A 25,661-nucleotide genomic window follows, 5' to 3' on the forward strand; every position below is an offset into this window, starting at 1 on the left:
TGTTACATTCTCGCAAACCGCTTAGTTGCTATTTCGAGGCGCGTCTTGACTGCCTCTTCGTCGGCCGTTGATCTACTAATGGCGTCATTGAGCCTCGGATCCTGTCGAATGTCGCTGATTGCGCTCGCAACAGCGTTTACGGCCACATCTCCATCGAAGTTGAGCCGACGCATCAGTCCGACGAATAGGGCCTCGGCGAGGGCCACATTCACCTGGCTGCTCTGAAAGCGCACCGCCCGACGACCGGCGGCGTTTGCTATCAATCTGCTCGCGCGTTCGAAGAGTCCACTAAGTCCGTCGTGGTCGAGCCTTTGAAGATGCCGGTGTTCGGCGGCGAAAGAGTTCAAGAATGTCTTGAGGGGGCGTCTGTACGTCGGGGCTACCGCATAAAGGGCGAGAATTCGCAGAATGAGCTCCTGGTCCCGCAGTCGCGGAGACACCTTACCGTATACCGAGCGCCAAGTATCAATCCTGTTAAGTCGCTCTAGGAAGTCGATAAATGGGCCGGCATACAGGGCAACCCGTATTTCATGCGCCGTTAGCTGCGTTCCACCTGAGTTGAGCCTTTCGAAGATTTGATATACTGCTTCCAAAGACTCCCGCGAGCCGTCAGTATCCACAACGGTGGCCTGAAAGAATGTATTGTCAAGCAATCTGCGCTGATTTTCGGGTAGTGTTCTGTAGGTAAGCCCATGAGAAGCCTCGCCCACATTGCGGAGGGAAAACTCCTTGCCGCCCACCGCTCCGCCATAGAAGTGCTGCAACGTTCTCAATCGCTGTTGCCCATCGAGAACGAGATAGCGCCGATCCGCTTGGCGAACCAGGAAGATGCCGGGTATCGGGTAGCCAAGTAGCAGGGATTCAATAAACCGATCCATCTGGGGTCGGGTCCACACGAAACCGCGCTGAAATCCTGCAGACGTGATCCGTGCGTCGTCATGGCCAAACGTAGGTACTAAAATGTCGCCTTTGTCCAACCGGCGGACCAAGCCCTCAACGTCAAAGTCTTGTCCCGAGTAAGTGACCGGCTGTGGTGTGGGTTCCGGCTCCAAGAGATCAAGTTCTTCAGCCTCGACCAGCCCGCTGGGCTCGTCGACTTCTTCCTCAACTTGCCCAGAAGCGCTCTCGTTGGTCACGTCGAAGAAGACTACACACCATCCCGCACCGAAGTGACCCCCCGGGCTGTCAGAGAAGGTTGGGGATGCCAGATGGTGACTGACGGATCGGTCCTCTCATGCGACTCATGCGACGCGGCGGACTCGGGCGGTGTGGAGTTGAAGGGTGAGCCCGGCACTGCCGCGCCGCAATGGCAGGCGGTGTTGCGGGAGCAGGTGGGCTCTTCGCCGACCTGTCCAGGCGGTTGGCGTCCGCCCAGATCCTCGGGCGGCAGTAGGTTGAGCAGCCACCGCCGGCCGGCCACGCAAAACATGGCCAGCAGTGCCCTACCGCCTCACTCATTTGCCGCGATCCGGGCGCAACTCGTCCCGAGCTACAGGTTGGACAGATATCCCTTCAGGCTCTCCTTGGCCTGGTGGGTGAGGACGGCAGCGTCTTCGATGTTGGCGCGGGACAGCTCGGCCCAGGTGTAGATCTCCTGCGTACGGTCCTGCCGGCCGCCTGCGAGCAGCTGCGCCAAGCCGAGCTGGCTGGCCCGCATCGCGTTCGCAACGTTTGCCAGCTTGGCCTGCTGGGTCTCGATCTCGTCGAGGATTTGCCGGAGTCGCCCGAGGTATCCGGCGGCCGGCCCTACCTCCGACCCGGCCCGGGGCTGAGTCAGCCGACGCGGCCGGTGTGGTGGTGCGCGTCGCGGCTCCCGTCTCGCCGGGTCGATCGCACGAAGGACCTGCTTTGGCTCACCCGTACCCGGGATCGCTGTTTGCGGCTTGCCGCCCGATGTCTCTTGCTTGCCCTCGTCGGCCTTCCGGCTCATCAGGCGGTCCACGGCTGTACCGGCGGCTGACTTGCCCAGGATCCCGAGCATCGCGCCCGCGATCGCGCCACCGGTCGCGGCTGTCGACGGCGGCACGGGAAGACCGGCCTTCGTCGAGGCCAGCCCCAGCAGCATGCCGACGGCGGCACCGCCCAGCTCGGCCAACTTGCCGAGTGACTCCTTCGACAACTCCCGGCGGAACTGCTGACCGTAGGTCTCGGCCTGCTGCTGGCCCTTGCGCTGCTTCCGGCCGTACCTCATGTCCCGACGACCGGATCAAAGAAGGCGCATCCGGTGACGACCATCATCGGGAGGTTGATCGCTACGTCGCGGGCTACCCCCGCTGCCGTCAGGTCCATCAGCTTCTCGCCGGCAGCTTCCTCCTCCGACTGGTCGGCGTAGAAGGCGCACGCGTCCCACAAGTTGGCGTGCAGGAAGGCGTACGACCATTGGGTGTAGACCTGGATGGGCACCGCGACCGCCGCCTTGTCGCCGACGCCGATGCGGTGCAGGTCGGGTTCCTCGGGCGTTGTGCCGAGGCCCTGGGCGAGGGGGAGCAGCTTGTGGCGGCTGAAGACTGGTTGCAGGTCGCCGTCGGGGTCGAACTCGACCAGCAGGCCACGGGCGATCAGGTCGTCGACGTAGCGTGCGGCGTGCGGCTCCGGCTTCGGCGCGGTCTCCAACATGCGTACCAGGGAATCGCGGTTGACCGTGAGCTTCGCGTGCTGGTCCGGGTAGAGGAAGGCGGCGGCCCAGACGGCGGCCTCGATTTCGGTCAGCTCCACCAGGTCGTCACCGAGATGCACCTCGTAGCACTCCGGGGTCGGGTCCGGCGGGCGGACGTACCGGTAGCGGGGACCCATGCTCAGCCCGGCGGGCACGATCACAGTCGACATCAGGTGATCCTCCCAGCCGGTCAGAAGCTCGCCGCGTAGCCACGGCTGGACTCGATCGCGCTCTGCGTCAGCGCCGCAGCCTCGGCCAGCTTCTGCTTTGCCTGCTCGACCTTGGCGATCGTGTCGGACACCTGCGAGTGGCTGGACCCGCTGGTGATGCCGCGCAGCGCGGCCGTGCTGCGGTCGAGGGCTTCCGCGCTGGCCCGGATCGCGCCCACTTGCTGGCCGACCTCGTCACCGAACCGGGCGACGCCCGCCTTGACCTCTTCAACCGAACTCACGCCGACATCCTCCCCATCGGACCGTCTTGGCTACCCTGACCGTACAGCGAGTGAACAACGGGAGCCATGACCTCCGGTAGGCACCCGGTGCACGGATCATGGGACAGACTGCCGGGTGGGCTGCAGTGTCAGCGCTTGAAGACTGTGTCGGTGTGCCATTCGAGCAGGTCGTGGTCGGGGCGGCGGGCCTTCTGCTCGGGCACGGCGATCTGGGTGCCGGCGCGGGCGTAGAACTGCTCGCCGTTGCCGAAGTCGTCGCGCAGGCGTCGGCTGACGAGCAGCCGGTACTTCGGGTCGACGCCCAGGTAGCCCTGGTCGAAGAGGATGTGCACGTCGGCCCGTAGCAGCATGCCATTGTCGATGCGGTGCTCGCCGCCAGCGGCCACCGGGCGGATGTGCGCGGCCTGCAGCGCCGGCCGCAGCTTGCTGTCGGTGATCGCGCAGCGTCGGGAGTACGTGTCCAGGACAACCGCCTTGAACGACTGCTGGCCCAGGCGCTGCGGCCGGATCCGGGGGTCGCCGAACACCGGCCCCGGCCGGTGCCAGGAGCCTTCCGGGTCGACCCGCACCTCCCCACCGAGCAGCAGTTTCGTCAGGTGCTCGAAGTACTCGAAGTGCGTGCCTGACGACAGGCCGTACGTCTTGCCCCGGGTGAGGTTCGGCGAGAATTCCGGCGGCGGCTCCGGCTGCCGACCCTCGGGGAAGAAAACTGTGTCGCGGATGAAGATGCAGCCGATGACCGGGTCCTCGCCGGGGCCGATCGGGTCCTTGCGGTACTTGCCGATGTCGCGGGCCATGTCGGCGAGGGAGCCCGCGCCGTTGGCCTCGCCGAACAGTCCCCAGGCTTCCGAGAGCCGCAGCTTCGCGAAGCCGCTGAAGAAGCCGCCGCCGACAATCCGGTTGTGCGGGTAGCGGCTCTTGAAGAAGAACGGCTCGCCGGGGGTGAGGGTCTTGAAGCTGCCGCCGCCGGGCCGCCAGAAGTTGACCTCGTTGATCTGCGGCCGGGCGGCGAGGAAGCTGCGCCACTCGCCGTCGGTGACCCCCACGAACGCCTTCACCCGGCCACATTGCTCGGCAGGCGGCACAGCCCGGAATGGGCCGACCGGCTGACAGTCGAGAGTGCACCGCCGCGACGGGTGATTCGAGAACTCGCCGTAGGTGAGGCGGCAGGCGCGGGCGGTTGACGGCGGTGGTTAGCGTCGGGCGCATGATCAGTGGGCTTCTCCGACGAATCGCGACCGTCCTTGGTGCCGCGGCGGTCGGCGCTGCCGCCACCGTCACGGCGGCTGTACCGGCTGCGGCGGACGTCACCCCGGCCGTCACCAGCTACGTGTGGGCCAGCAACCCCACCGCCGCCAGTTACACGGTGCCGACGTGGACCTCCGGCGGCCACACCTACTACTCGTACGCGAAGAATCCCGGCGGCGGGCCAATCACCGTCACCAGGTCCGGTGCCGGCGCCTACCAGGTGCGTTTCGGTGGGCTCGGGTCGCTGGTGACCAGCGGCGGGGGAGTGGTGCACGCCCAGGCGTACGGCGCGGCGGCCCGGTTCTGCACAGTCGGCTCCTGGTATCCGTCCGGCACCGATCTGCTGGTCAACGTCTACTGCTTTGGGTCCAGCGGCGCCCGGCAGGACGCGTACTTCGTGGCGAACTTCGTCGAGGCCAGCGGCTCCACGCTCGCCGCCGACGGCGTGTCGTACCTCTGGTCCAACAATCCGACCTCGCCGATGTACACCCCGAGCGCGTGGTACCGCTACGACGCCGGCGGCGGCACACCGTGGGTGGCGCGGGACGCGCCCGGCTCGTACGCGGTGGAGCTGCCCGCCTCGGCCGCCCAGACGCAGACCACGTTCTACCAGATCACCGCCTACACGTCGGCGGCCGTGAAGTGCAAGGTGGACTCGTACCTCGCCGACGGGATCGCCCGGGTACGGTGCCGGGACGCCTCCGGAGCCTTCGTCGACTCCCGGTTCACCATCACCTGGACGATCCACAACCTGCTGCAGCAGATCGCTCCGACGGCGTTGGCGACGGTCGACGACACGTACCCGTCAGGTGGGCCGGCACCGGCGATCACCTGGACCAACGACAGCTCGGTGAGCGGCGACTACGCCGTCACCCGGACCGGCACCGGACGGTACGAGATGTTCTTCCCGCAGATCATCGACTACTCCGGCCACGCCGTGGCCCACGCGTTGGGCTATCAGGACGCGCACTGCCACGTGCAGTACTGGCACCCGGTCGGCACCACAGACATGAAGGTCGGCGTGACCTGCCTGAACAGCGCCGGCAGCCCGGTCAACACCCCGTTCATGGTCGGCTTCACCTGGTAGGGCAAGGCGCGCAGACAACCGGCGGGCGTCAGGATTTCCGGAGTTGGCTCAGCCACTCGATGCCGAGCCGGTGGCCGTCGGGGAACTGGTCGTCGCGATCCCAGCGCCAGGTGGTGATCATCGCCAGCACGAGGGTCCGGCAATCTCGGAGCAGGTGGTGATCGACGCCCGGGTACCGGTCTGCGACCTCGTCGGGTGCGTGGGCCAGGTCGAACTCGACCGGTCCCCGGCAGCACGTCTCGAAGTCGACGAAGAGCAGGCCGACCGGGGTCGAGAGCAGGTTGCCCGGGTGGGGTTCGCCGTGCAGGAGCTGTTCGGGCCGGCCACTGTCGCTGACCACCCGGCGCAGCCGGTCCAGCGTGCCCGCCAGGAAGATCCGGTCCGTGTCGGCCAGCCTCGGGGTCCGGTCGCGGTCCGCCACGAGCGTTTGAGCCTCGGAAACCCGGTCGGTGAAGTGCGGGGTGGGCAGGTCGACCCGGCGCATTCCGGCGTGCAGACGTCCGAGCGCTTCGGCGTAGCCCGCAGGTGGGATCGCTCGATTCAGCGGTTCGTAGTAGGTCCACAGAGTGACCACGTAGTCGTCCCGGGCGAAGACCTCGGGAGCTTCCAGCGCGGCCACCGGGCTGCCGACCTCGAACAGTCGCTGAGCGATGTCCACTTCACGCTGGGCGTACTGGTGCGCCGCCGGTGCCATCTGCGCCAGCACGTCGCAGGGCCGCAGCCGCAAGGTGAGCTTGTTCGAGTTGTGCAGGACGACGGAGTCGTAGACGGTCAAGCCGAGCGATGAGGCGATCGACACGGCGGCCTGCGTCGCCTGCTGGGCCGCCTCCACCTGCATCGGATCACCGTAACGTCAGCTAGGTTTCACGGCCATGAGCCACGATTGTCAGGTGGGCAGGGTGCGGCTGGTCGCCGAGGTCGTCACCGCGACCCCACGGTGCGTGGTCCCGGCGCTGCGCCACGGCGACGGCGAGCCGGATGTCGCGCTTCTGCAGGTGCTGAGCCGACACAACCGTCTGCGCCTGGCGGCTGTCGGTGTTCTGCCGTGTGCCGGGGTATACGCCCGGCCGCTGGAGTTCGGCGTCATTCACTGCGGTGACCCGGTCGAGTTCTGCTGACCGTACCCGTACCCGGTGACTCAGCGCGCGCGGCGGTAATGCATGGCCACCGCGCCGTTGCGCAGCGGCTGCGCCGAGAGCAGTTCGAGCTGGCGCGTGCCGGGCAGCCCGCCCTGGTACAGCGTCGGGCCGTGGCCGGCGATCCTGGGATGGACGAGCAGTTGGTACTCGTCGATCAGGCCCAGCCGGTCGAGCTCGGTCGCGAGCGTGCCGCTGCCGAGGAGGACCCCGGCCGGGGTCGCGTCCTTGAGCCTCTGCACGCCCTCGCGCAGATCACCGGCGATGTGGTGGCTGTTGGTCCACGGGAAGTCGGTGCGCGTCGACGACACCACGTACTTGGGTTTGGCCTCCAGCTTCACCGCCCACTCGCGGATGGCCGGCGGCGCCTCCTGGTCGCCGCGGGCGACGGCCGGCCAGTAGCGTTCCATCATCTCGTAGGTGACCCGGCCCCACAGCATCGCCCCGCTCTCGTCCATGAGCCGGGTGAACAGGGCGTGCGTCTCATCGTCAGCGATCCCCTCCTGGTGGTCGACGCAACCGTCCAGGGTGAGGTTGAGGCTGAAGGTGAGCAGACCCATGGCCGGCGAGTCTAACGCCACTACAGCGTCCTGGCAGGCCCGCTGGACGTAGGTGCGGTTGCCGGGCGCGGTGACGTCGATGTCGCCCAACGGTCACCCTGGTCCCGCCCGATCAGCGCTTGGCCAGGTACGTCTCGAGGCTTTCCGCATCCTGACGGGTGAGATAGCGTCTTTATGATCTTGATTTGACGTTGTCGGGATGTCGATAGAGCAGCGCCATGCTGTTGAAACCAGAAATGATCGATAATTGACGATCTGGCCTGATGGTTGGCGGGCAGTATCTCAAAGCGCGCATGATCGAGACCGAAGTGGCTCGAACCGAGTCGTAATATCTTGGTACCTTCGGCCAGGCCGGTCCTCCCGTGTGGACGACAACTGCGGCTGATCTCTTGATCCTGGGGTGTCGCGTCCGGCTCTAATCTGGCCGTCCTTCGTGTAGTCACCGACCTTGGGACGCTTTCATGATCGATAGTACGGAGATCGATGAAACGAAGCCGGGAGAGCAGCCCGTCCCGTTCTTCTACACGCCACCGCCGCCGCAGCCTCCGCCCACGTTCAGCACGATTACCCGGATGCTGTGCAGCGCGGCCTATCTCAACAACGACTTCGCCCGTACGGTGATCGACGAGGTGGTCGGAGACGAGCAACGCGCCGTCGCGAACTCCGTCGACTTCGACCTCGATCCAGTGGTCCGGCACTCTTTCCAGGCCCGGAAGATGCTGGTCATCAGGGATTCCGTCCTGACCGGGCTGCTGCTGGTCGGCCTCATCACTTTCCCGTTCGTGACGCTCGCCTGGATTTTGGTGGCGGCGGGGCTGCTCCACCGGAGTAAGTACCGCGGAGCCCCCAAGTACACGAGGGGACCTCGTGGTGCGGCGTACTTCGTCGCAGCGGCCATCGTCTTCTGCTGCCTCGGCATCTACTCGCCGCTCCTGCTCCTGTTCGCCAGTTTGGCGCCAGAAAACAGCGATCCGACAGGGCTGGCCGGCGATGACCCGTTGAGTGGTGCCCTGCCGGTGATCGACGCGTTCTTCACGTTCGCGCTGGCCCTGCCGCTGGCCCTCGCGGTCGGCACCCTGGCGGCCCTCGCCGTGCACCGGATGATGGCCTTCCGGACGATTCTGCAGGCGTTCGGCGCGGATGTGCCGGGCACCGCTCCGCAGTTGCCCAACGAGCGGATCGCGCAGCGGCTGCACTGGGTACGCGGGACCCAGAACGGCAACGTCACCGTGCATGCCCGTAACCCGCTCCTCGGAGCGGGCGCCTCGGTCGGCAACGCCTCGTGGACGATGGCCCTGAGCCTGCGGTCCGACCCGACCCTGCTGCCCCCCACGGATTCGACGCCCCAGCCGCGCGTCAGCGTCCACGACTCGGTCGATCCGTACGAGATCCACGTCGCGATCCGCAAGCGGGTCTGGGCGCTCACCGACTCCGCGCTGCCCGAGCACCAGCGGGTGCCCGGCGTACGGGTAGCGGACCACATCGTCGCCGACGGCGAGCGCCGCGAGGGCGACCCGCTCCTGGACCCGGCCCACCGGCCGCACTCGGTGGCCTCACCCGAAGCCATCGCCGCGATCATCCGCCACCCGCAGGGCGGACTGCGCTACTACCAGCGCATCACCATCGGCGTCGAGGGCAAACCGGTCGTCACCGGCGACGGACGCCTGGTGCTGCCGGCGCAGAACCAGGAAGTCGTCATATCCGCCTTCGTGCATGTGGCGGTCGAAGGCGGCCGGCTGTACGCCGAATTCCTCGGCATGATGTTGCCGCCGATCGTCGAGGAGTACCACGTCGCCGACCGGCTGCGGAAGTCGGCGGCACTGCGGCTCGGTGAGGCGGTGTCGAGCGCGCTGAAACTGTGGCCGGAAACGATCAAGGCTCCACTGCACGCGGCGCGGTCACTCTGGCAGATCATGACGCTGTCGAACCGGATGGACCGGGCACGCGACGACAGCCAGCAGAACCTCATCCACGACTACGGTGCGCGGATCAGCGTGCGGGAACTGGCGAGCGAGGAGACCCCACAGAAGTTCCTCCAGTCCCTGGACGCCGAGAAGTACCTGAAGCTCGTCGAAAAGGCGGTGTCCGAGGCCCTGATCGACTACCTCGAGGAACACCACGTCGACACCTCCGAGTATCGGACCCGGATGACCTACATCCAGAACAACAGTACGACGATCTCGGAGAGCACGTTTGTCAACAGCGCGGTGGCCGTCGGCTCTCAATCGTCGGCAAGCAACTGAGAGGTGTGGCCGAACAATGGGCGGTGACAACTTCAACATCAGCAATATGAACGTCGATGAGTCGGCGGTGGCCATCGGCAATAACGCGAAGGCCGAAAAAAGCGCCGCGAAAGCCGAAAGGAGCGCGCCGTCCGGCGCCGGCCAGGCGCCGGTCGCCAGGGTCGACGCGGCGCCCACGACCGGTGTCCCACAGGCGGCCGGGTCGCTGCGAATCCTGTACCTGACCGCTGCCCCCCACGGCGACCTGCGGGTGGACCAGGACCTCCGGATCGTCCGGGAAGCGGTGCGGGCAGCCACGTACCGGGAGATGGTCGCCGTAGAACCGATGACCGCCGCCACCGGTACCGATCTGCTGGACGGCCTGGCGCGCTGTCGCCCGCACGTCGTCCACTTCTCCGGACATGGCAGCGGATCCATGCTGGATTTCGACAGCGGCAGCGGTCCGCTCGCCTCCGGGTCGGCGATGAGCGCCCGGACGTTCGTGAACGCGTTGAACGCCGTCGACCGGCCGCCCCGCCTGGTGGTGCTGAACTCGTGCCACTCGGCGGCACAACTGGAGGTGCTGACGACGGTGGTCTCCGCCGCCGTCGGGATGAGTGATCGGATCAGCGACAAAGCGGCGATCGCGTTCGCCGCCCGCTTCTACGCCGCCCTGGCCGAGGGTCAGTCGGTCGCCAGCGCTCTGGCGTTGTCCAGGGTCGGTCTTGAGATGAGCGGGTTTCCCGACGCGGAGCTGCTGACTCTCCGCACCGCACCCGGCGTCGACCCGGCGAGCCTGTTCCTGGTCGACGCAGGTCGATAACCTAGGCTGAAAGGTTTGACCAGGCGGGACCCGCGCAGGTCCCGTCTGGTCAGAGATTCGAGGCCACCGTCCCGGCGAGGTACTGGATCCGCCACGGCGTCATCGCGTATGCGGCGAGACCGGCCACGCACAGCCCGACCGCCAGCAGCAGGCTCGGCAGATGGCCGGCCGGCTGGACGGTGAATCCCACCAGCGGTAGGGCGGACGGCACCGCGAACGCGCCGCCGAGCACCCAGCCGCGCAGCCGGTGGTACGCCGCCCCGCCAGCGGCTTCCAGGGCGTGCATCGGGCTGGCCAGGGTGAGTACGGGCAGCGTGCCCGGCCGCCTCGCCCAGCGGCTCGACCCCACAGACGTCGCCGTCACCGTCGTCAACGCCGAACCCGACTTCGTCGAACGCGTACGGATGCACCAGCTGGCGACCGGCCAGGACCTCAAGCCCCGGCCACTGCGCGACATGTTCGCCGGCACCGGAGTCGACCTGCGGATTGCCACGGTCACCGGCGTGCTCGGCTACGACACGCTCGTCTACGCCCTCGGCAGCAGCTGGAACCCCGGAGCCGTCCCCGGGCGTCGCCGAGTACGCCGCCGAGATCGCCGGCCGACCGGGGCGCTGCGGCTGCGGGACCGCCTGACCCGCCTCGCCGCCGGCCGATCCGTCGTCGTGGTCGGCGGCGGACTGACCGGCCTGGAAGCCGCGACCGAGATCGCCGAGGCCCGCCCCGACCTCGACGTCGCCCTCGCCGACGGCGGCACCATCCCGGCCGCGGTCACCGTCTGGACCGCCGGCTTCGCCGTACCGACGATCACCCGTACGACCGCACTGACGCTCGCCGCCACCGGCCAGGTAGCAAACCGCTGCGGATGTCGTGCGCCTCGGGCGTGCCGACCGCGTGGCAGGTCGCCGACGCGGTCGCCGCCCGACTGACCCGCGGGAAGCTGCCGAACGTCCCGATCCGCTACGTCAACCAGTGCATGTCGCTGGGCCGCCGCCAGGGCCTGATCCAGTACGTCACCGCCGACGACCGGGCCAGGCCGGCGGTGCTGACCGGGCGGACCGCCGCCGTCTACAAGGAGCTCGTCTACAAGGAGCTCGTCTGCAAGGGCGCAGCCTGGGGCGTCGTCAACCCGACGCTCGGGCTGCCGAGCCGTCGTCGTCGCGTCACGCGGCCGGATGTCGCCGCCGGTTCGACGGTCGACAGCCGGGCGCTCTAGCCGACGCCCAACGCCTGACGCAACGCCTGCTCGCGTTCGGCTATGACGGCCTCGGTCCTGGGCTGCAGTTCGTCGAGCGTGGACTCCAGCGGAGCTTTCGAGAAGAATCCGGCGGCGTTCACCATGAGGATCCTGCCTGCCTCGATCGCGTTCGCCAGCTGCGTCGCGGCCTGCTCGGCTTCCGCGGGGAACTCGATGGCGGCCAACGCCTCACCGTAGGCGACGAACAGGTCCGCCAGGGCCCGGGCGTCCTGCTGGGCGGCTGACAGCCCAGGGTCGAGCAGCCCGTCGCCGGCCCGGTTCAGGTTGGCCGCGAGTTGCTCCGCCAACGGCTCGTACTGGCTGTGGAACCGCTCGGCGGCCTCGTCGAACTCGTCGGCGGGGCCGCCACGGGTCAGCAACGACACCACCACGACCGCGGCCACGGCCAGCACCACGACCAGCGCGCCAGCTACCGCGATGACGGCGACGGGGGAGCGACGGCGCTCATCCATGGTGGTCATCAGGAATCCACGCCCGCCTGGGCCCTGCTGCAGGCGGTGTCGGCCTGGCGGAGCGCGGCGTCCAACTTGGCTTCGTCTCCGGCGCGGGCCGCGTCGAACATCTCCTGCGCCCGCCGCATGCACGGCAGCAGGACGTCGCGTTCCTCGGTGACGCCGGACAGGTTCTCCTTGGTGCTGTCCAGCTCCTCGGTCAGCTCGCCGACCCGTACCTCGGTTTCAGCGATCTTCTCGTCCCGTTCCGTCACGATGTCGCGCTGCTCCTGCAGTTGGGTGCTGAGGTCTGATCTGGTCTCGCGCAGCTCGCCGCGCTCGTTGAGGTACAGGCCGAAGCCGACGGCTCCGAGAGCGAGCAGCAGCACCGACAGGACCGCCAGAACCACGGTGGCGCGTCCTCTCGGCGCGGGCGGCGGCGCCTGCGCGTACGGTGCCTGCGCGTACGGTGCCTGCGCGTACGGCGGCGGCCCGTACTGCGGTGGCGGGGATGTCGGCGGGACCGACGTCGGCGGGGCGGAGATGGGCGGCGGTGCCGCCGGTGGGAAGGCGTTGGCCGGGTGGGTCGGTGCAGGAGCCGCCGGGGCGCGGTACTGACGGTCCTCCGGCCCGTACGACGGGTACGACATCAGTTTCCTCCGATGTTTTTCGATCAGCAGACGTGGAAGGTCTCGCAGGCGGTCTGGATCGGAACGGCGAGCCCGATGCCCTCGGCGTCCCGTGCCTTCGCGTTGGCGATCCCCACGACCTCCTTACGGGTGTTGATGACAGGGCCACCGGAGTTGCCGGGATTGACGGACGCATCGAACTGGATCACCGATCCGGGCCCGTCCGTGCGCTCACGCACCGCGCTGACCACGCCGGTCGTGATCGTCTGGGTGAGACCGAGTGGCGCGCCGACGACCAGGACGCTCTCGCCGGCACCGGGGGGATCGGCGGCGGCGGGCAGGCCGGCGAACACGGTGTCGACCCTCAGCAGGGCGATGTCCTGCGACTGGTCCACATCCGTGATCACCGCCGTGTACCGCTTGCCGTCCCGCTCGAGCCGCACCGATCTGCCGTTGCCCGACCAGACCGCCTCGATCACGTGAAAGGCGGTCAGGACGTTGGTGCGGCCGGTGCCGCCGGACGCGGTCCCGCTGGACGACCCGACGGCGAACGCGCTGCCGGTGACGTCGTCCGCGATCACCTGGAAGACGCTGGGCAGGACGGCGGCCGCGACCGCCGGCGGGTCGAAGTCCTGCTGGTTCTGATCCTCGACCGCGGCCAGCCGACCGTCCAGACTGTCCAGCCGCTGGTCGGTCCCGGCCGCGGCCTCCTGCGCGCTCTGTCGTGCCCCGGCCACATCGTCCCGCAGCTGGTCGATCTGCGCCGCCTGGATGGCGACGGTCACCGCGAGCGCGATCAGGACGGCGGTGACCCCCACCGCCGCGACCCGGCGCAGCGCCCCCGCCCACCGTCGCCCGCCGACCGGACGAAACGGCGCGGGCGGCCGGGGCGGAACCTGAGCGCTCCAGTACGGCCCTCCGCCTGCCATGGCACCCCCCGTCCAGCCCCCACGGCATCGCCTGCGTCATCGCAGCGTATCGATTCCGGTGGGTCACCAGTGGTGGTCGTTCGACCCCCATCGGCAGGCCGGGGAGGTGGCCCGACGGCGATACCATCAGCCGCGTGCCGGGTGCGGTGGAACAGCGGCTTCTCCGTCAGGGGCTGATCTACGCTCTCGGTCTCCGTTGCGTCGTCATCAGCCTGTCCAGTGTGGTCTCCTTGGCGCTCGCCCCGATGCCCGACCGGGCGGTGGCGGTGGCGGTGGTGGCGGCGTTCAACGGCTGGAGTCTGTGCTACGCCGTCGCGCTGGTGCGGGGCTCCCGGCCCACCCGTCGCTGGCTGCCGCCGGTCGACGTCGCGGTGGTGTGCGCGGCCTGCCTGACGCAGCCCTGGACCGTCACCTCGGACCCGCGCGGGGGAGCGACCTGGATTCTCATCGTCGTGAACCTGGTCGTCGTCACCTACCCCTGGCAGGTCGACTGGCCGGTGCTCACCGGGGCCACCGTCGCGATCGTGACCGCGTACTTCGTCGGCGCGACCCTGGCGGATCCGGGTGGCTGGCTCGGCGACCCGGCGATCGCACCGTGGACGGCGGCGCAGGCGGCACTGTCCTGGGGACTGTACCGGTTCGTCCGGCGCGGTGCCCGCGCCGCGGACCGCGCCGTCGACCGCGCCGCGCAGCTGCGGCGCGCGGCGGTGATCGCGGCGGCCCGGCGGCGCGACGAACGGGAATACCTCGCGGCGCTGCATGACACCGCCGCCGCGACCCTGCTGATGATCGGCAACGGCGTGGTGGCCCGCACCGAGCCGTGGCTCGCCGAGCAGGCCCGCCGCGACCTGCGGGAACTGCGCCGTTCCGAGGAGGCCGCCCAGGGCGAGGCGGATCTGGTCCCGCTGCTGCGTGACGTCGCCGGCACCGTCGCGTTGCGCATCGCCTGGCGGACCCCCGGCTGTCTGCCGTTGCCGGCGGCGGACGCCGTGTCACTCAGCCGCGGCGTACGCGAGGCGTTGACCAACGTGGTCCGGCACGCGGGGACCGGCCAGGCCGGGATCCGGGTGGACCACGACGCCGAGCAGGTCACGGTGACGATCACCGACCAGGGCGTCGGGTTCGACCCCGCACACGTCGCCAGCCACCGGTACGGGGTGGCCCGGTCGCTCGTGGAGCGGATGATCCAGATCGGCGGGCAGGCCCGGATCGACAGCCGCCCCGGCCATGGCACCACCGTCACCCTGACCTGTCCCCGCGCCGTTCCCGACGTCGGCCGCAGTGACCGGGGTGTCATCGCGTCCTCGTTCCAGCGAGGGCTGCGCTGGGCCGTCGTCGTGATGAGCCTGGCGATCCTGGTCTTCCTCGACCTGCCCCGGCTGCTGGCCAGCCGGGAGGCGTACACCGTTCTCTGGCCGCAGTTCGTCACCTGGTCCGGCCTGCTGGCGGTGACGGTCACCGTGGCCGTCGCCACCTGGCGTGACCGCCCCCTCGGCCGGTGGCGTGCGCCACTGGTCGTGCTGGTCTTCGTGCTGTCCGCGTTGGCGACCTCGTCGGTGCGGCCGGAATACCTGCTCGGCCCCGCGCACTGGTCCGAGGGTGACGCCGGCTGGCAGGTGGTGCTGCTGATGATGGACGGCCGGATCGCCGCCTTCGCGGCCGTCCTGGCCGCCCAGTATCTGATGACGTTCGGGCAGGCCGTCCTCGTCGGCGAGGCGGCGTTGAGCGTCGCCGGCGCGGTGAGCGCCACCTGGGCGGTGCTCGCCTTCCAGTTCGCGATCGCGATGATCGCCGCCGTGCTGCAGGGGATGGCGACCTCGTCGGCCCGGGCGATGGGCGCCGCCGAGCGGGTGCGCACCGCTGAGGCGGTCGCCCGGCACCTGCACACCGACCGGGCCGACCGGATGTCGGCGCTGGCGGCCACCACCGTACCGTTGCTGGAGGGCCTGGCCAGCGGAAAGCTGGACCCGGGCGACGGGTCGGTGCGCGGCTCGTGCATGGCCGAGGCGGCCCGGATGCGGCGGCTGATCGCCGAGGACGCCGCCACCGCCGATTCCCTGTCGCACGAGCTGCGGGCCTGCATCGAGCTGGCCGAGCGCAACGGCGTCACGGTCTCCTTCGCCGAGCGTGGCACCCGCCCCGAGTTGTCACCGCCGGTGCGCCGGCGGCTCATCGAGCCGGCGATCGCCGCCCTCGCCACGGCCAGCGGCAAGGCCCGGCTGACGGTCGCCAGCACCCACGAGTCGGTGACCGTCAGCGTCGTCGCCGCGTGCCCGCCTCTGCCGCCGATGCCCGACGGCGACGGGGTCCGGCAGTCCAGCGTGGTCTCCGGTGGCCGGCTGTGGGTCCAGGCGACCTGGCAGGGGGAGCGATGATCACTGCGGTAGTCGTGGACGACCATCCTGTCGTCGTCGCCGGGGTGCGCACCTGGTGCGCCCTGGCCGACCCGCCGATCGAGGTCGTCGCCGCCGGCCCGACCGTCGCCGCCGCCTGGCTCGAACCCGGCGACAGGGCCGACGTCGTCGTCCTCGACCTGCAGCTCGACGTCACCGGCCCCGCCTACGGCGACCTCAAGCGGCTCGTCGATGCGGGCCGCCAGGTCGTCGTCTACAGCATGCGCGACGACCGGGACAGCGCCCTCACCGCTCTCGACATCGGCGCCTCCACCTATCTGACCAAGGCCGAGGGCGAGGAGCACCTGGTGGCCGCGATCACCGCCGCAGCGGCCGGTACGCCGTACACCCCGCCGGCGCTCGCCGGCGCGTTCGGCACCGACGAGCGTTCCCAACGCCCTCGGCTGTCCCCGCGCGAGCAGCAGGTCCTGATCGAGTGGTTCCACTGCGAGTCGAAGGAGATGGTCGCCCACCGGCTGCGTGTCACCGTCCGCCGGGTCAACTCCTGCCTGGAACGGGTGCGCGTCAAGTACGCCAACGTCGGCCGGGAGGCGCCCACCAAGGCCGCCCTGGTGGCGCGCGCCCTGCAGGACGGCCTCATCACCACCGACGAACTCTGACGCGCTTTCGACGATGAGTTCTGTGGTCATCAGGCGGGGTCCTTCCCGCGTGGCCGACCCGGACCTCCGCTTGGCCTGCGGCAGGCTCCGCAGCCCAACAGGGTCGGGCCTGCCTGCCCAGGGCCGTGCAGTGGGTAAAATGCCGCGATGGGTTCGTCAATCTACCGCTTCGGACCATTCGAACTGGACCCGACCGGTGGTCAGCTCTGCCGCAACGGACAGCCGGTCCGCCTCGGATCTCGGACCCTCGCCCTGCTCTGCCACCTTGTCGAGCACCGCGACCGGCCGGTGTCCAGTAAGGAACTTCTGCGCGCCGTCTGGGGCGACGAGTCGGTCACCGGGGCCGCCGTCACCACCGGGCTGTACGCCCTCCGGTCGGCGATCGGCGACACCGGCCGCCAGCAGCGGTTCATCCGCACCTTTCCCGGACGCGGCTACCGGTTCATCGCCTCGACCTGGGCGTTGCCGGCCGGGTCCCGCGACATCATCCAGTTCTGCCGGACGGCGGACGGCACCCGCATCGCCTGGGCCGCCACCAGCAGCGGGCCGCCGCTGGTCAAGACCGCCAACTGGATGAGCCGGATCGACCTGGAACGTACGACGTCGCTGTTCACGCACTGGTTCGAGGGCCTGGCCCGTGGCCGACGATACATCCGGTACGACGAGCGTGGCTGCGGACTGTCCGACCAGACGTCGGGCTTCACCCTCGACGAGTGGATCGAGGATCTCGACGCGGTGGTCGACGCGGCGGGCCTCGACCGGTTTCCGCTGCTCGGCGTCTCGCACGGCGGTGCCCTGGCCGTCGCGTACGCCGCGCACCGGCCCCACCGGGTCAGCCGGCTGGTCCTGAACGCGGCGGTCGCCCGTGGCCGGCTGGCCAGGGCAGACGAGGACGCCGACACGGACGCGGCGGACCTCGACCTCAAGATTTCCCTGACCGGATGGGACACCCACGACCGCAGCTACCAGCGGTTCCTGAGCACCCAGTTCTTTGCTGGGAGCCCGCCCGAGCAGGGGGACGAGTTCATCAGCTTCCTGCGACGCTCGGTGTCAGCCGACAACGGCGCGCGGTTCCTGGAGGCGTTCTCCCGGATCGACGTGGCGGACCTCGCCCGTCAGGTCCGCTGCCCGACGCTGGTCACGCATTCCCGCGATGATCCACGCAATCCCGTCTCGCAGGCGATGGAACTGGCCGAGCTCATCCCCGACAGCCGGCTGGTCCTGTTCGACGGCCGCAACCATCTGCTGACCGCCGGCGAACCAGCCTGGCCGGCGTTCCTGGCCGAACTGGACGCTTTCCTGGCCGAGGAGCCCGGCAGCGGCTGAGCGGGCGTTCCTGCCGGCCGCGGCGACGGCCGGTCCCCGCAACCGGGTGACCGGCCGTCGCCGCCGCGTACCTCCCGTCACCGGCCGGTCAGAAGGTCAGCCTCCAGCTGTCGATGTACGCCGGCCCGGACACCCCCCAGTAGTGGTCCTCGACCCGTAGCTTCCAGGTGCCGTTCGCGGGTTGCCCGGACGGGTTGACGACGAAGGTCCGGAACATGTTCGGCAGACCCATGCCGTTCACGCCCTGCAGGGTGAACACCTGCCCGTTCGGCGCGACGAGCTGGTAGCTGAGATCCCGGGACCACGGGTGCACCACGCGTACGTCCACCCAGGCGCTGCGGCCCGGGGCGCGGTCGCACCCGGTCACCGCGATCGGGCTCTCGGCGACCTCATGGTCAGCGATCGGCACGTCGGCGGTCGCCACACCGCCGCACACCGGCACGGGCAGGTCGGCCCCGGCGAGGTTCAGCGCCCAGGAGTCGAAGAATCCGGTGCCCTGCGGGCCGGCGTCGCGCACCTGCAGACGCCACGTCCCGTTGGCCAGCTTGTCCGACAGGTCGTAGGTGAACGTGTGGTCGACGTCGGGGCCGGCCCCGTTGCCGGTGCGGGCCAGCAGGAAGTAGCGGGTGCCGTCCGGCGCGAACAGCTCCACCTGCAGATCGAAGATGGCGGTGTGCTCGATGCGCACCTCGACGGTGCTGTTGGCGGCGGCGTTGCCCGCACAACCGGTGATGTGGATGGGAATGTCGACGGCTCCGCTGAACGGCAGCGGCGTGTCGGTGTCGTTGACGGCGGCACAGCCCGGCAGCGCCTCGACGGTGAGGGTGAACCTGGTCGTCCGGGTGGCGTCCGTGCCGGTGCCGACGATCAACAGCGGGTACGTGCCGGCACCGGTGAGCGCTCCGGTGGTGATGGTCAACGTGGTGCTGCCGGCGGAGCCGATCGAGGCCGGGGCGAAGGTGGCAGTCGCGCCCCGCGGCAGCCCGATCGCACCGAGGCTGACGGGCTGCGTCGCGCCGGCGGTGACCGTCGCCGTGACAGTGGTGCTGACGGTGCCGCCGGCCGGCGTGGTGGCGCTCGCCGGGCTGGCGGTCAGGGTGAAGTCGTCGTCGGCGGTGACGTCGTCGACGTAGAGCAGCCGGTTGGGTGAGCCGGCGCCGGGATCGGTCACCACACCCGGCGTGGCCTCGGCGAGCAGCTCGGCGGTGACCTGGGCCGGGGTGTAGTCGGGATGGTCGGCGAGGATCAGCGCGGCGGCACCGGTGACGTGCGGCGCGGCCATCGAGGTGCCGCTGGCCGGCCCGGCGGCGGTGTCGCTGTCGAGGTACGCCGAGACGATGTCGACGCCGGGGGCGAAGATGTCGACACAACCGCCCACGTTGGAAAACGGGGCACGGGCGTCGTCGGGTCCGGTGGCGGCGACGGTGATCGCCTCCGGCACCCGGGCGGGAGAGCCGGCGCACGCGTCGGCGCCGTCGTTGCCGGCCGCGACCACGTAGGTGATGCCGTCAGCGATGGATCGGGCCACGGCCTGGTCCATCGGGGTGTACGCGAGCCCGCCGAGGCTCATGTTGGCCACTGCCGGCTCGCCCGGATCGTGGTCGGCGGTGACCCAGTCGATGCCGCCGATCACGGTGGCGACGTTGCCCTGACCGTCGCAGTTGAGCACCCGTACGGCGACCAGCTCCACGTTCTTGGCCACCCCGTAGGTGGTGCCGCCGACCGTACCGGCGACGTGCGTGCCGTGCCCGCGACAGTCAGTCGCGTCGTCGTCGCCGTCGATGGTGTCGCGTCCGGAACGCACCCGTCCGGCGAACTCGTCGTGGGTCAGCCGCATCCCGGTGTCGATGATGTAGGCCCGCACGATCGGCGCGACGTCCGGATAGGCGTACGTGTCGTCGACCGGCCGGGTCCGCTGGTCGATTCGGTCGAGACCCCAGGACGGCACCGGGGTCTGGATGTCCGACGCGGTCACGGTGTGGTTCTGCGTCACCGACGCCACCCGGGGGTCGGCGGCCAGCCGGCGAGCCTGGCGCGGCGAGAGCCGGACCTCGAAACCGCGCAGCGCGTGCCGGTAGACCTGGGCGACCGCACCCCGGTAGCGCTCGGCGAGCGAGTACGCGGCGCGCGCGACCGCGTCGCCCTCACCGGCACCGGCGGTCGCCGCGTCGGCGAGGACGACGACGTACGAGTCAGCCACGGCGGTCGGGCCGCCGACGGCGTGCACCGTCGCCTCGGGCGGTGCGGCCACCGCCGGCGTGGTCGGGACCAGGGCCAGCAGCGCCGCCGCCACCAGCACCTGTGTTCTTGCCGATACCATCGCTCGTTCCTCCCAACGCGTCGAAAGCGGCGTTTCCATGGAGCTGCGCCAATATGATGCGTTGGGAAATTCAGAGCCTTCTGAGAGCCGGTGTCAGCGGGCCAAGGTCAGCACCAGCTCAGCGACGAGTTGACCCGGGTGACGTTGCGGATGACGTTGTTCGCTCCGCCGCAGGGGTTCTGCACGATGTTGGTGTTGGTGACGGTCAGGTTCTGGAAGGTGATCCCGGACGAGATCGGGAACTCGCTGCGGGCCGCGATGCGCACCTCACCGCCGCCGGTCACCGTGCCGGATACCCCGGCGATGGTGACGTTGTAGCAGTTCTCGATCAGGATCGAGTTGTTGCCGGTGTTGGCGATGGTGACCCGGTCGATGACCGCGCCGCCGCTTTCGGACACGCAGAAGATGCCACGTCCGCCGCCGCTGGCGATGACGTTGCCGACCCGGATGTTGGTCGGGTAGCTGCTGCCGACCCGGCCGTTGCGGTTGGCCATCCGGAACGCGGCGTAGCCGGTGCCGGTGCCGGCACCCTGGGCGTCGACCGTGCCGACGGTGGCGTTGATGGTGTCGTTGAGCAGCAGGCCGGAGTAGCCGGTGTTGCGTGCGGTGACGGTGCCGATGGTGACGCCGTCGACGCCGTACGTCTCCACGCCGTGCGCGCTGGTGCCGGAGACGTACACGTTGTCGATCCGCACGTTGCGCACCTTCACCGCGCGGTCGCCGCCGTGGTTGTCGATCCGGACGCCGAGCCCGCCCGACAACCGCATGTCGATCTGGCCGAGAGTGAGGTTGTTGACGTTGCGCATGAAGATGCCGTACAGCGGCGAACCGGTCAGCCGCAGGTTCTGCACCTCGACGTCGGTGGTGCCACGGGAGTACACCGGGGCCATGTCACCGGAGCCGGAGCCGGTCACGTTGATGGTCCCGCACACGTCCAGCACGGTGTAGCTGGGTAGCGAGAGCCGGGAACTGGCCGGCACGTTGCCGGAGCCCCGGACGACGACCCGCTGCTTGCTGGTCCGGCCGGCGCTGAGACCGTTCACTGCGGCCTGCATGGCCGCGAGCATGTCGCCACCGGTGTAGCGGACCGTGCTGCCGTTGCGGGCGGTCCAGGTGCTGCCGCTGACGGTGACCTCGCCGTGGAACGTCCCGCTGCCACAGCCGCTGGGCGGCGGGGTGCTGCCGCCGTCGATCCGGACCAACTGCCACTGCTGGTTGGCGCCGTCGAGATCGTCCCACTGCGAGATCCGCCCGCCGTCGGCGGTGGACCACTCGAAGACCTCCAGGGCCATGTTGCTGTTGCGGTTGATCAGTCGGACGTATCCGTCGGCCGAGTCGACGAGTCGGAACTGCTGGTTGGCGCCGTCGGTGTCGGTCCACTGGACGACCTCGGCGCCACCGGCGGTGGACCATCCGTAGATGTCCAGGACCTTGCCGCTGTGCCGGGACCGCAGCCGGTAGTAGCCGCCGCCGGAGTCGACGAACTGCCACTGCTGCTGGTTGCCGTCGTTGCGGGCCCACTGCACGATGGGCGCGCCGTCGCTCGTGTCGAAGTTGTAGAGGTCGAGTGCCTTGCCGCTGTGCCGGTTGACCAGCACGTAGTACGCGGACGTGTCGACGGTGGCGGCGGCGGCCGGCTGGACGGCGATGGCCGTGCCGGCGACCGCGAGGCCGGCGGTGACGGCCAGGGCGAGCGCGGCACGCCACCGGCGCCCGGGTCTGGCCTGGCTGGTACGTAGTCGCATGGGGTCTCCAGGTGGTGTGGACGGTTCGCCGGACGGAGTGGCAGTCTGCCCGGCGTCGAAGCAGGTGCGGAGCTACCGATGTTGGCGCTAACATCGATATTCGTCAAGACCTGAGTGGGTCGACGATGAAGGTGAAACCGCGCTCGACGTGGCTCCGGGCCGAGGAGGGTGCTGATGGCCACCGGTGGAGCTGGTCGACGCCTGAGTGCCCACCTCGTCGGCGGTGCCGACGCTGACGGGCTGCGCGAGCGCGCCGAGGCACTCGCCGCCGATCGCGGTCGCCGGTCCGCCGGTCCACACGAAGCCACGGACACCACCGGCATGGTCGGCGTGACGGTCGACGACCGTGCCCGGGTCCTCGATGTCGCCGTCGCCCGCCGCTGGCGGGAGCGCCTGCCGCCGTCCGGCTTCGCAGAGGCGCTGCACGAGGCGTACGTCGGGGCGGTGCGGGCGTCGTTCGAGTCCGCCGCGCTCGCCGCCGAGGCAGGCGACCATTCGCGGCTGCCGGATGGCTCGTGGCCGCGCGCGGTGCGTAACGGCTAGCCGCCGGCGGCCAGGTGGACCGAGCGGTGACCAGGTGGACTGAGCGGTGACCAGGCCAGCCGGACGGCGCCCAGATCACTGCCGATGCGGCAGCTGTCACGCGTACGGCACCAGGGCGAGCGTCGCCTCGGCGATCGTTCTCGTCGGGGTCGCGAGTTGTTCGCCCGGGACGAACTCGTTCCCGCCGACGGCCAGCCAGACCAGGACCATCAGATTGGCGAGCTGAACGTGGATCATGTATTCGGCGTACTTGAAGCCTGGCTCCGTCCGCCGGGAGAACGCCGCAGCCTGGTCACCGAGGCCCGGCACACCGCCCTCCGGCAGCATGACGGTGAACTCACCCCGGTCGTGGTACAGCTTCTCGGCCTCCTCCACCGTCGCCGGCGTCGACGTCTCCACCCGCAGGTTGGCGAGGTGCCCACTGCGGGTGACGAGCTTGAACAGGCACGCCGCGCCGGGCGCCGACTGCGGCGGCGTGGCATCGGTGGACTCCACGGTCAGGGCGAGAGCCGCCAGCGGATCGAGGTCGACCAGCCCGCACAGGTCGAGGCCGGTGGCGCCGTACCGGGCACCGGCGGGCGTCGGCTCCGACTCGACCGTCGCTGTCGACGATGCCGATGCCGATGCTGGGAGCGTCAGCTCCGGTAGGGACGACCCATCGCCGCATCCACCCACGAGCACGACGACGGCGAGCGCCACCGCTGCCCGCCACCAGGGACCGTCCGATCCAGCCATCGCTGCTGACGGTAGCCGTTGATGCTGGTGGTAGCTACCCGGTTACTCAGTCATGTCGATTCTTGTCATCGCGGATCCGGACCGGGCGGCAGTGCGGCGGTGATCCGTTCGGCGTACCGCTGGGCCTCGGTGTCGTCGGCGTAGCGGGTGCGTGGCCAGAAGAAGCCGCGCAGCCCGTCCCCCTTGGTGCGCGGCACCACGTGGGTGTGCAGATGCGGCACCGACTGCGACACCCGGTTGTTGACCGCCACGAAGGTGCCGCCCGCGCCGAGCCCCGCCTCCACCGCCGCCGCGACCCGCTGCACCAGCGCGAAGTAGCCCGCCACCATGGTCGGTGGCAGGTCCGTCAGTGTCACCAGGTGCGGGCGCGGGCAGACCAGCACATGTCCCCGGAACACCGGCCGGGTGTCCAGGAAGGCGACCCCGGCCGGCTCGTCCGCCACCCGCCAGGCCGGCGCGTCGGCCGTGACGATGGTGCAGAACACGCATCCGCTCACCGCCGCAGCCTAGTCTCCGGTTGGTCCGGCGGATGTTTCGACGAGCAGGTTCCAGCGCACCTCCGGGCCGGTCTCGACGCGGATGGTGACCGGCCCGCCCGGGTGGTCCTGGTCGAGGTCGCGGGTTCGGGTCACCGTGTCCCCGGCGCACTGGAACTCGACCCGGATCCGCGGCTCGACGACCACCACGAGATCGCCGGGGCCGCTACCGGCCCGGACACAGTCGACGCTGACCCACAGCCGGCCGGCAGCCGTTTCCACCGTGCCGACCCACGCCGGCCCGCTGGTGGCGGTCACCGCGGCGACTCTCCCGGTGCCGGGCACCGCGTCGGGCAGCGGTGCGATCGTCGGGCCGGGGACGACCGGCGGGGTCCGCCGGGGTGTCCGCTCGACGGTCGGGGAGACAGTCTCGGCGGCTGCGTCGGCGGGCGTGCCCGGCGGCGTGGCGGTGCAGGCCACGATGGTGACCCCGACGATCGCGACGAGGACGGCGACCACGCCGGCCCTGGCGCTGCTCACTCGTACCGCTGCAGAATCTGCTTCATCTGGTCGATCTCCTCCTGCTGCGACTCGACGATCTGCCCGCACAGTTCAATGATCTCCGGGTCGGTGATGTCCGACCGCTCGCACACCAGGATCGCCCGGGAGTGGTGGGGGATCATGGACTTGAGGAACTGCTCGTTGCCGATGAAACTCTCCTGCCGGCCGAGAAAGAACGCGACGCCGAACAGCGCGACGAAGCCCAGCATCAGGACGATGTTGAGGGTACGGTTCCTGAACATCAGCCACATCACCGCGAGCATGATCACGCCCATCGGCGCGACCATCATCAGCGCCATGTAGGTGTTGCTCAGGTTCAGGTAGAAGTCGTCGATGGTCCAGATCATCGAGTACGTCAGCAGCAGCATCACCACGAAACTCAGCACGAGCGCGACACCGAGCCGCAGGTAGCTCCGGTTCATCGTGGTTCCTTCCGCACGGGACAGCCCGGTCGCGGCGGCTCACCCGACCGGACGGACCGCCGTGACCTTCGCATACCCCTTCTATCGGCGCGGAAACGTCCAGAACACGGCGCGGACACGGTTACGCGACGCGACGTCACCCCGCCGCGGCGGCAGCTGTCCTGGTTACCGCTGACCAGATAGAGGGTCTGGACGGTCGGTGCGGCGTCGCCGATCGGATCGGCCGAGATCTCCACGGCCGTGGCAAGCATCGCCCATCGCCACGCTTGCCATGATCGCGACCGAGTTGACGAACCCGAACGCGCCGATGCTGCCGGCGGCCACCGCGTCGGCGGTGCGGAAGAGGCGGTAGAACCAGACGGCGGCGAGCGCCTGGGTGACGACGACGCCCAGTTCGAGCGCGACACCGTTGCGCCAGCCGTCTACCCTGGAGCCCGTCGACGCGACGGGAGGTGCGATGTCCCTGGTGGAACACCTGCCGACGATCCTCGCGGTGGTCGTGGGCGGGGTGCTCACCTACGTCGGCACCGGCATCACCGAGCGCAACCGGTGGCGCCGTGAACAGTCCGTCCGCTGGGACGAGCGGCGGCTCGCCGGATACGTCGAATTCGCCGCCACCGCCAAGCAGATCGCCCTGCTCACCTCCCGGGTGATGGCCAGCCGCGGTCTGGTCACCGCGATCAGCCCGATCGGCCGTGCCGAAGGGCTGGCCCTGCTCGGGCAGGCCGAGTCGGACCGGTCCGTACGGTTCGAGTCGATCCTGCTGCTCGCCGACGGGCCGACCATCGCCGCCGCGCAGTCGCTCACCGAGACGCTGTGGCGGCTGGAGGGGTTCGCCACCGGTGACGAGCCGGTCGACGAGCAGATCTGGCGTGACGGGTTCGCCGACTACCGTCGCGCCCGGGCGCAGTTCTACCAGCGGGCCCGGCTCGACATGGGGGTGCGCGCGGCGCAGATCCCGATGAACGCGATCGCCTCCCGCGACGCCCGCCCGCCGGGGTCGCTCGCCGCCACCGGCACGGACTGACCGCTCGGCCGGCTCCGCCGAGGCAGGGGCACGGCCGGCCGGTTGACCGCCGACGGCAGACTGTCC

General features: G+C 69.7%; 29 protein-coding genes. 11 read left to right on the forward strand and 18 right to left on the reverse strand.

What is annotated here, in order from left to right; genetic code table 11:
- Positions 1-2: 2 nt before the first annotated feature.
- From ACN27F_RS30720 to ACN27F_RS30740, 5 genes are all read right to left on the reverse strand, one after another.
- A complete protein-coding gene (locus ACN27F_RS30720; RefSeq protein ID WP_421438955.1) occupies positions 3-1,136 on the reverse strand; it encodes a DUF262 domain-containing protein in 1,134 nt (377 codons plus the stop codon).
- Between the two features lie 353 nt (positions 1,137-1,489).
- Positions 1,490-2,191, reverse strand: a complete 702-nt coding sequence (locus ACN27F_RS30725; RefSeq protein WP_421438956.1) for a hypothetical protein — start codon at positions 2,189-2,191, stop codon at positions 1,490-1,492.
- Positions 2,188-2,826 carry a hypothetical protein gene (locus tag ACN27F_RS30730; protein ID WP_421438957.1) on the reverse strand — a complete coding sequence of 213 codons (639 nt, stop codon included), beginning with the start codon at positions 2,824-2,826 and terminating at the stop codon, positions 2,188-2,190. The genes ACN27F_RS30725 and ACN27F_RS30730 overlap by 4 nt, the downstream gene beginning before the upstream one ends.
- A gap of 20 nt (positions 2,827-2,846) precedes the next feature.
- Positions 2,847-3,107: a hypothetical protein gene (locus ACN27F_RS30735; protein WP_421438958.1), complete on the reverse strand. Its 261-nt coding sequence runs from the start codon at positions 3,105-3,107 to the stop codon at positions 2,847-2,849.
- Between the two features lie 128 nt (positions 3,108-3,235).
- A complete protein-coding gene (locus ACN27F_RS30740) occupies positions 3,236-4,165 on the reverse strand; it encodes an HNH endonuclease (protein ID WP_421438959.1) in 930 nt (309 codons plus the stop codon).
- A 149-nt stretch (positions 4,166-4,314) separates the two neighbouring features.
- Here ACN27F_RS30740 and ACN27F_RS30745 point away from each other — a divergent pair, with 149 nt between their 5' ends.
- Positions 4,315-5,442: a hypothetical protein gene (locus tag ACN27F_RS30745; RefSeq protein WP_421438960.1), complete on the forward strand. Its 1,128-nt coding sequence runs from the start codon at positions 4,315-4,317 to the stop codon at positions 5,440-5,442.
- A gap of 28 nt (positions 5,443-5,470) precedes the next feature.
- Here the strand turns inward: ACN27F_RS30745 and ACN27F_RS30750 are convergent, their stop codons facing one another.
- On the reverse strand, positions 5,471-6,280 hold the full coding sequence (locus ACN27F_RS30750; RefSeq protein WP_421438961.1) for a phosphotransferase family protein: 810 nt from the start codon (positions 6,278-6,280) through the stop codon (positions 5,471-5,473).
- A 52-nt stretch (positions 6,281-6,332) separates the two neighbouring features.
- Between ACN27F_RS30750 and ACN27F_RS30755 the strand changes: the two genes are divergently transcribed.
- Positions 6,333-6,560, forward strand: coding sequence for a hypothetical protein (locus tag ACN27F_RS30755; protein ID WP_421438962.1), 228 nt, complete (start codon positions 6,333-6,335; stop codon positions 6,558-6,560).
- Positions 6,561-6,580: 20 nt separating this feature from the next.
- Here ACN27F_RS30755 and ACN27F_RS30760 read toward each other — a convergent pair whose 3' ends face one another.
- Entirely contained in the window at positions 6,581-7,138 is a 558-nt protein-coding gene (locus ACN27F_RS30760; RefSeq protein WP_421440565.1) for a dihydrofolate reductase family protein, read from the reverse strand.
- A 461-nt stretch (positions 7,139-7,599) separates the two neighbouring features.
- On the opposite strand from ACN27F_RS30760, the gene ACN27F_RS30765 reads away from it, so the two are divergent.
- Positions 7,600-9,381 carry a hypothetical protein gene (locus tag ACN27F_RS30765; RefSeq protein WP_421438963.1) on the forward strand — a complete coding sequence of 594 codons (1,782 nt, stop codon included), beginning with the start codon at positions 7,600-7,602 and terminating at the stop codon, positions 9,379-9,381.
- A gap of 16 nt (positions 9,382-9,397) precedes the next feature.
- Positions 9,398-10,183: a CHAT domain-containing protein gene (locus ACN27F_RS30770; RefSeq protein WP_421438964.1), complete on the forward strand. Its 786-nt coding sequence runs from the start codon at positions 9,398-9,400 to the stop codon at positions 10,181-10,183.
- A gap of 49 nt (positions 10,184-10,232) precedes the next feature.
- Here the strand turns inward: ACN27F_RS30770 and ACN27F_RS30775 are convergent, their stop codons facing one another.
- Positions 10,233-10,469, reverse strand: a complete 237-nt coding sequence (locus ACN27F_RS30775; RefSeq protein WP_421438965.1) for a hypothetical protein — start codon at positions 10,467-10,469, stop codon at positions 10,233-10,235.
- Between the two features lie 13 nt (positions 10,470-10,482).
- Between ACN27F_RS30775 and ACN27F_RS30780 the strand changes: the two genes are divergently transcribed.
- Positions 10,483-11,109: an FAD-dependent oxidoreductase gene (locus tag ACN27F_RS30780; RefSeq protein WP_421438966.1), complete on the forward strand. Its 627-nt coding sequence runs from the start codon at positions 10,483-10,485 to the stop codon at positions 11,107-11,109.
- Positions 11,064-11,396, forward strand: a complete 333-nt coding sequence (locus ACN27F_RS30785; protein ID WP_421438967.1) for a hypothetical protein — start codon at positions 11,064-11,066, stop codon at positions 11,394-11,396. The genes ACN27F_RS30780 and ACN27F_RS30785 overlap by 46 nt, the downstream gene beginning before the upstream one ends.
- Here ACN27F_RS30785 and ACN27F_RS30790 read toward each other — a convergent pair.
- From ACN27F_RS30790 to ACN27F_RS30800, 3 genes are read right to left on the reverse strand one after another with little or no spacing between them, the layout of a single operon-like run.
- Entirely contained in the window at positions 11,393-11,899 is a 507-nt protein-coding gene (locus tag ACN27F_RS30790; protein ID WP_421438968.1) for a hypothetical protein, read from the reverse strand. The two genes, ACN27F_RS30785 and ACN27F_RS30790, sit on opposite strands and share 4 nt — an antisense overlap.
- Positions 11,899-12,519 (reverse strand): hypothetical protein, encoded by a 621-nt coding sequence (locus ACN27F_RS30795; protein WP_421438969.1) that lies wholly within the window; start codon positions 12,517-12,519, stop codon positions 11,899-11,901. Before ACN27F_RS30795 ends, ACN27F_RS30790 begins: the two co-directional genes overlap by 1 nt.
- A gap of 23 nt (positions 12,520-12,542) precedes the next feature.
- Positions 12,543-13,427 (reverse strand): S1C family serine protease, encoded by an 885-nt coding sequence (locus tag ACN27F_RS30800; protein ID WP_421438970.1) that lies wholly within the window; start codon positions 13,425-13,427, stop codon positions 12,543-12,545.
- 134 nt (positions 13,428-13,561) lie between these two features.
- Between ACN27F_RS30800 and ACN27F_RS30805 the strand changes: the two genes are divergently transcribed.
- The 3 genes from ACN27F_RS30805 to ACN27F_RS30815 all read left to right on the forward strand — a co-directional run bounded on the left by ACN27F_RS30805 (position 13,562) and on the right by ACN27F_RS30815 (position 17,766).
- Complete coding sequence (locus tag ACN27F_RS30805) at positions 13,562-15,802, forward strand: sensor histidine kinase (RefSeq protein WP_421438971.1); 2,241 nt, start codon at positions 13,562-13,564, stop codon at positions 15,800-15,802.
- Positions 15,799-16,440, forward strand: coding sequence for a response regulator (locus tag ACN27F_RS30810; protein WP_421438972.1), 642 nt, complete (start codon positions 15,799-15,801; stop codon positions 16,438-16,440). Before ACN27F_RS30805 ends, ACN27F_RS30810 begins: the two co-directional genes overlap by 4 nt.
- A 147-nt stretch (positions 16,441-16,587) precedes the next feature.
- Positions 16,588-17,766, forward strand: coding sequence for an alpha/beta fold hydrolase (locus ACN27F_RS30815; protein WP_421438973.1), 1,179 nt, complete (start codon positions 16,588-16,590; stop codon positions 17,764-17,766).
- Positions 17,767-17,854: 88 nt separating this feature from the next.
- Here the strand turns inward: ACN27F_RS30815 and ACN27F_RS30820 are convergent, their stop codons facing one another.
- Positions 17,855-20,086 carry a S8 family serine peptidase gene (locus ACN27F_RS30820; RefSeq protein ID WP_421438974.1) on the reverse strand — a complete coding sequence of 744 codons (2,232 nt, stop codon included), beginning with the start codon at positions 20,084-20,086 and terminating at the stop codon, positions 17,855-17,857.
- A 107-nt stretch (positions 20,087-20,193) separates the two neighbouring features.
- Positions 20,194-21,831, reverse strand: coding sequence for an RICIN domain-containing protein (locus ACN27F_RS30825; protein WP_421438975.1), 1,638 nt, complete (start codon positions 21,829-21,831; stop codon positions 20,194-20,196).
- Positions 21,832-22,005: 174 nt separating this feature from the next.
- On the opposite strand from ACN27F_RS30825, the gene ACN27F_RS30830 reads away from it, so the two are divergent.
- Positions 22,006-22,374 (forward strand): hypothetical protein, encoded by a 369-nt coding sequence (locus tag ACN27F_RS30830; protein WP_421438976.1) that lies wholly within the window; start codon positions 22,006-22,008, stop codon positions 22,372-22,374.
- 96 nt (positions 22,375-22,470) lie between these two features.
- On the opposite strand, the gene ACN27F_RS30835 is transcribed toward ACN27F_RS30830, so the two are convergent.
- The 5 genes from ACN27F_RS30835 to ACN27F_RS30855 all read right to left on the reverse strand — a co-directional run bounded on the left by ACN27F_RS30835 (position 22,471) and on the right by ACN27F_RS30855 (position 25,084).
- Positions 22,471-23,109 carry a hypothetical protein gene (locus tag ACN27F_RS30835; protein ID WP_421438977.1) on the reverse strand — a complete coding sequence of 213 codons (639 nt, stop codon included), beginning with the start codon at positions 23,107-23,109 and terminating at the stop codon, positions 22,471-22,473.
- 65 nt (positions 23,110-23,174) lie between these two features.
- Positions 23,175-23,606, reverse strand: coding sequence for an HIT family protein (locus ACN27F_RS30840; protein ID WP_421438978.1), 432 nt, complete (start codon positions 23,604-23,606; stop codon positions 23,175-23,177).
- A gap of 9 nt (positions 23,607-23,615) precedes the next feature.
- Positions 23,616-24,125 (reverse strand): hypothetical protein, encoded by a 510-nt coding sequence (locus ACN27F_RS30845; RefSeq protein WP_421438979.1) that lies wholly within the window; start codon positions 24,123-24,125, stop codon positions 23,616-23,618.
- A complete protein-coding gene (locus ACN27F_RS30850) occupies positions 24,122-24,568 on the reverse strand; it encodes a DUF305 domain-containing protein (protein WP_421438980.1) in 447 nt (148 codons plus the stop codon). Before ACN27F_RS30850 ends, ACN27F_RS30845 begins: the two co-directional genes overlap by 4 nt.
- 165 nt (positions 24,569-24,733) lie before the next feature.
- A complete protein-coding gene (locus tag ACN27F_RS30855) occupies positions 24,734-25,084 on the reverse strand; it encodes a DUF4386 family protein (RefSeq protein WP_421438981.1) in 351 nt (116 codons plus the stop codon).
- Here ACN27F_RS30855 and ACN27F_RS30860 point away from each other — a divergent pair.
- Positions 25,026-25,595 (forward strand): hypothetical protein, encoded by a 570-nt coding sequence (locus ACN27F_RS30860; RefSeq protein WP_421440620.1) that lies wholly within the window; start codon positions 25,026-25,028, stop codon positions 25,593-25,595. The genes ACN27F_RS30855 and ACN27F_RS30860 overlap by 59 nt on opposite strands.
- Positions 25,596-25,661: the final 66 nt, after the last annotated feature.

Source organism: Solwaraspora sp. WMMB335 (assembly GCF_049179075.1).
GTDB lineage: Bacteria > Actinomycetota > Actinomycetes > Mycobacteriales > Micromonosporaceae > Micromonospora_E.

Excerpts from the sequence above, each read along its gene's own strand:
- ACN27F_RS30760 (WP_421440565.1), bottom strand. The coding sequence starts at position 7,138 with ATGGGTCTGCTCACCTTCAGCCTCAACCTCACCCTGGACGGTTGCGTC.
- ACN27F_RS30750 (WP_421438961.1), bottom strand. The coding sequence starts at position 6,280 with ATGCAGGTGGAGGCGGCCCAGCAGGCGACGCAGGCCGCCGTGTCGATC.
- ACN27F_RS30775 (WP_421438965.1), bottom strand. The coding sequence starts at position 10,469 with ATGCACGCCCTGGAAGCCGCTGGCGGGGCGGCGTACCACCGGCTGCGC.
- ACN27F_RS30770 (WP_421438964.1), top strand. The coding sequence starts at position 9,398 with ATGGGCGGTGACAACTTCAACATCAGCAATATGAACGTCGATGAGTCG.
- ACN27F_RS30810 (WP_421438972.1), top strand. The coding sequence starts at position 15,799 with ATGATCACTGCGGTAGTCGTGGACGACCATCCTGTCGTCGTCGCCGGG.
- ACN27F_RS30850 (WP_421438980.1), bottom strand. The coding sequence starts at position 24,568 with ATGAACCGGAGCTACCTGCGGCTCGGTGTCGCGCTCGTGCTGAGTTTC.
- ACN27F_RS30745 (WP_421438960.1), top strand. The coding sequence starts at position 4,315 with ATGATCAGTGGGCTTCTCCGACGAATCGCGACCGTCCTTGGTGCCGCG.
- ACN27F_RS30830 (WP_421438976.1), top strand. The coding sequence starts at position 22,006 with ATGGCCACCGGTGGAGCTGGTCGACGCCTGAGTGCCCACCTCGTCGGC.
- ACN27F_RS30835 (WP_421438977.1), bottom strand. The coding sequence starts at position 23,109 with ATGGCTGGATCGGACGGTCCCTGGTGGCGGGCAGCGGTGGCGCTCGCC.
- ACN27F_RS30820 (WP_421438974.1), bottom strand. The coding sequence starts at position 20,086 with ATGGTATCGGCAAGAACACAGGTGCTGGTGGCGGCGGCGCTGCTGGCC.
- ACN27F_RS30765 (WP_421438963.1), top strand. The coding sequence starts at position 7,600 with ATGATCGATAGTACGGAGATCGATGAAACGAAGCCGGGAGAGCAGCCC.
- ACN27F_RS30800 (WP_421438970.1), bottom strand. The coding sequence starts at position 13,427 with ATGGCAGGCGGAGGGCCGTACTGGAGCGCTCAGGTTCCGCCCCGGCCG.
- ACN27F_RS30815 (WP_421438973.1), top strand. The coding sequence starts at position 16,588 with ATGGGTTCGTCAATCTACCGCTTCGGACCATTCGAACTGGACCCGACC.
- ACN27F_RS30725 (WP_421438956.1), bottom strand. The coding sequence starts at position 2,191 with ATGAGGTACGGCCGGAAGCAGCGCAAGGGCCAGCAGCAGGCCGAGACC.
- ACN27F_RS30795 (WP_421438969.1), bottom strand. The coding sequence starts at position 12,519 with ATGTCGTACCCGTCGTACGGGCCGGAGGACCGTCAGTACCGCGCCCCG.
- ACN27F_RS30825 (WP_421438975.1), bottom strand. The coding sequence starts at position 21,831 with ATGCGACTACGTACCAGCCAGGCCAGACCCGGGCGCCGGTGGCGTGCC.
- ACN27F_RS30730 (WP_421438957.1), bottom strand. The coding sequence starts at position 2,826 with ATGTCGACTGTGATCGTGCCCGCCGGGCTGAGCATGGGTCCCCGCTAC.
- ACN27F_RS30860 (WP_421440620.1), top strand. The coding sequence starts at position 25,026 with ATGTCCCTGGTGGAACACCTGCCGACGATCCTCGCGGTGGTCGTGGGC.
- ACN27F_RS30790 (WP_421438968.1), bottom strand. The coding sequence starts at position 11,899 with ATGACCACCATGGATGAGCGCCGTCGCTCCCCCGTCGCCGTCATCGCG.